Origin of the sequence: Mesorhizobium sp. M4A.F.Ca.ET.050.02.1.1 (assembly GCF_003997725.1) — a bacterium.
In the GTDB taxonomy this organism is placed as follows: domain Bacteria; phylum Pseudomonadota; class Alphaproteobacteria; order Rhizobiales; family Rhizobiaceae; genus Mesorhizobium.
On the sequence record NZ_RZSG01000642.1, the window covers coordinates 1 to 3,521 of the forward strand.

A 3,521-nucleotide genomic window follows, 5' to 3' on the forward strand; every position below is an offset into this window, starting at 1 on the left:
GCCTTCAGCGCCGCCTTGGCGCTCTCCACCGCACGGTCGATCATGTCGGCGCCGGCCACGGGGCAGGCGGCATATTCCTTGCCGTCCGACGGCCGGCGCATCTCGATCGCGCCCTCGGCCGCGATCATTTCCCCGCCGACAAAATGGCCGACGGGAAGGGGAACCGTGTTCGGATCGAAGCTCAGGCTCATGGGCAACCACCTAGCGTTGGCCGCAGCCTAGCGCGGGCGGGCAAGCAGCATGCATCGTTCGGCGAACCGCTGCGGACGATTGTTGCGTGCCGGCCGCACGCGACGGCAAAATCTGTCGCTGCCGCTTGAAACCGCGCCGACCGTTCAGCTGACCGTCACGTAGATCTTGCGCACCGTTTCGATCGTCTTCCAGACCCCGGTGAAGCCCGGCTTCATCACGAAGCTGTCGCCAGCCCGGTAGGTCACCGCCTGGCCGGCGTCGGGGGTGATTTCGACGACGCCGGAGAGGATGTGGCAGAACTCGAATGTCTCGCCCTTGATCGAGCGCGTCTCGCCCGGTGTCGCCTCCCAGACGCCGGTATGGACCAAGTCGTCCTTCGCGGCATCCTGCGCCCAGGTCTTGAAGGCAGGGTCGCCGGCAATCAGCCGCTCCGGCAATGCCTTGGATTCGCGTGGCGAAAAGTTCGGATTGGTGTCGACGGATTTGAGCAGGGACAAAGCATCGCCTTTCGGTTTTGGACTTCAATAGCCGCGCGACCGCTCGACGAGCCCGATGGGATCGAGACCGGCGCGGTGGCGTCTGATGTTGTCGATGACGGCCTGCGCGGCGGTCGCCGGCTGGGTGACGCTGGCGACATGCGGGGTCAGGATGACCTTCGGATGCGACCAGAACGAATGACCTGCCGGCAGCGGTTCGGGATCGGTGACGTCGATCATCGCCGCCGACAGATGGCCGCTGTCGAGCGCGGCGACAAGCGCTTCGTGATCGAGCTGTGGCCCGCGGCCGGTGTGGACGAGCGCGGCGCCCCTGGGCAGTTTCGCAAACAAGTCGGCATTGAGGAAGCCACGTGTCTCCTCGGTCAGCGGCAGCAGGCAGACCAGTATGTCGCTGGCCGCGAGCATCTCCTGCAGCCCGGGCCGGCCATGATGGCAGGTCACGTCCTCGATCCGCTGCGGCGAGCGGCTCCAGCCAGCGAGCCGGAAGCCGAAAGGCTTTAGGCGATCAAGGACGGCCTGGCCGAGCTGCCCGAGGCCGAGCACGCCGATCCGGCGCAAGGCGGCCTGAAGCTGCGGTATGTCGCGCCATTCGCCGGCGCGCTGCTGCGCCAGATAGGCCGGCATGTTTCGGTGGAGGGCAAGCACGGCCAGCGTTACATATTCCTGCATCATGCGTACGATGCCTTCCTCGACCATGCGCACGATCTTCACCTGCGCGGGCACGGCATCGAAGCGGAACTGGTCGACGCCGGCGCCGATCGAAAACAGGATTTCCAGGTTGCGGTAACGGGCGAGGTTGTCCGGCACGGTCCAGGTAATCAGATAACGCACGGCGTCGGCATCGATCGTCGCGGCATCCAAGGCGAAGGGAAGCTCCGGCAATTCCCTGGCGAACGCCTCGCCGAAGACCGCGCCGCGGCGCGCATCGGAGTTGAACAGGAACGTCATCCCGGTTCCCCTTCAAGCCGCGCAGCGGGCGCCCAGCGCCTCGATCAATCGCTGGCAGGCGGCGAGCTCGCTGGCGAGGATGTATTCGTCGGGCTTGTGGGCGCGACCTATGTCGCCCGGGCCGCAGATGATCGCATCGAAGCCGGCGGCCTGGTAGAGTCCGGCCTCCGTGCCGTAGCTGACGGCGGCGAGCGGCGCTTCGCCGGTCAGCTCGGCTAACAGTGTCGCCAGTGCTGTGCCCTGCGGCAGCGACAGCGCCGGATAGGCGCTCATCGGCGTCCACTCGATCCGAAAGCCGCCGACCGCAAGGGCTTCGGCTCGCGCCTTGACCGGCGCGAGCAGGCTGGCCGGGTCGACGCCGGGTATGGCGCGGGCCTCCAGGTCCAGCGTGCAGGTGTCTGGAATGATGTTGACTGACTGCCCACCTGTCACCACGCCCGCCTGCAGCGAGGAATAGGGCGGCTCGAAGGCGGGGTCGAACGGACCGCACGTCAGCCGCTCGGCTTCGCTGACGGCCGCGCCCAGCGCCGCAGCCATGGCATGGATGGCGTTGAGCCCGAGATCGGGTCGCGACGAATGGCCGGACCGCCCGTTGACCGTCACCCGAGCCGCCGCCTTGCCCTTGTGGCCGCGCACGGCGCGCATGCCGCTCGGCTCGCCGACGATGACGCCGAGTGGTTTCGCGCAAAGTTCGGGAAGGCGGGCGATCAAATGCGGCACGCCGCGGCATCCGACCTCCTCGTCGTAGGAGAAGGCGAGGTGGATCGGTCTGGCCAGGCGCAGTTTCGTCAGTGCAGGCACAGCCGCGAGCACTGCTGCCAGAAACCCCTTCATGTCCGTGGTGCCGCGTCCATAGAACCGTTCGCCTTCCCGGCGCAGCGTGAAAGGAGCCGAGCTCCAATGTGGCTCGCCGGCGGGGACGACGTCCATGTGGCCGGACAGGATGAAGCCCGGCACATCGGCGGGGCCGATCGTTGCGAACAGGTTGAAACGATCGCCCTCAGGCCCTTGGAGCAGGCTGACTTGCGTTCCGTGCTGCGCGAGATGGGCCTCGATCCAGCCGGCGATGTCGCCATTCGGCTCGCCGGCGACCGATGGAAAGGCGACGAGACGGTCGAGGATGTCGAAGACGTCCATTCCAGCCCTTAAGACATTTCGGGTCGCCGGATCGGTGTCGGCGACCGTAAGCTGCTAGATTTCAGGAGAAGATGTGCGCGTTCTTTCGCGATTGCGTGCCGAAAGCGGAAGTGTTTCAGTTGAATCTAGCGTTGGCGCGCGGCTTTCGAGCAAATCCTACCGGTCTGCTTGTTTAGCGTTGGCGGAGAGAGGGTGACCATCGACGCGTCATCTCTAGTGCGGCAATCTTTCAGGGGCATGGCATTGAAGCCGTCCGGAAGCTTGAAAATCGATACCTTCTCGATGCGCATCGGCGACATCGAGGGCATCGAGCTCGATCGGTTGCACGGGCACTCCCTGTCCGTCGGATGGCCGCACCGGGCCGAAGACTGGCAGTTCCTGCGCGAATCGGGGCGCGGCTTCGTGGCGCTCGATGAGATCGGCCGCGTTCTCGGTTCGGCCATGTGGTTCGCGCACGGCACCGATTTCGCCACCGTGGGCATGGTCATCACCTCGCCGCGACTGCAGACGCTCGGCGCAGGACAATGGCTGATGAAGCGGGTCTTCGAAAAGGTCGCCGGGCGCGATCTGCGCCTCAATGCAACACGAGCGGCAAGACGGCTCTATCTTTCGCTCGATTTCCAGCCGGAGAAGACCGTCTACCAATGCCAGGGCATCGCCCGTGCGGAGACGATGGGTAGACTGGCGGAGACAAGGGGCGATATCCGGACTTTGGGCGAAGGCGACATTGCCGCGGCGATCACGCTC

At 65.8% G+C, this 3,521-nt stretch carries 4 protein-coding genes and 1 pseudogene; 1 reads left to right on the forward strand and 4 read right to left on the reverse strand.

All coding sequences use genetic code 11. From position 1 onward, the window contains the following. The 4 genes and pseudogenes from EOA33_RS28535 to argE all read right to left on the reverse strand — a co-directional run. Positions 1-191, reverse strand: a pseudogene (locus EOA33_RS28535) (aldehyde dehydrogenase); the annotation flags it as partial. Between the two features lie 144 nt (positions 192-335). Next, positions 336-689, reverse strand: a complete 354-nt coding sequence (locus tag EOA33_RS28540; RefSeq protein ID WP_127407161.1) for a cupin domain-containing protein — start codon at positions 687-689, stop codon at positions 336-338. A 24-nt stretch (positions 690-713) separates the two neighbouring features. Further along, positions 714-1,637, reverse strand: a complete 924-nt coding sequence (locus EOA33_RS28545) for a glyoxylate/hydroxypyruvate reductase A (RefSeq protein WP_127407162.1) — start codon at positions 1,635-1,637, stop codon at positions 714-716. A gap of 12 nt (positions 1,638-1,649) precedes the next feature. Continuing rightward, positions 1,650-2,774: an acetylornithine deacetylase gene (argE, locus tag EOA33_RS28550; RefSeq protein ID WP_127407163.1), complete on the reverse strand. Its 1,125-nt coding sequence runs from the start codon at positions 2,772-2,774 to the stop codon at positions 1,650-1,652. A gap of 237 nt (positions 2,775-3,011) precedes the next feature. Here argE and EOA33_RS28555 point away from each other — a divergent pair. Continuing rightward, positions 3,012-3,521: GNAT family N-acetyltransferase (locus EOA33_RS28555; RefSeq protein ID WP_145989324.1), on the forward strand; the 510-nt coding region annotated here is incomplete at its 3' end.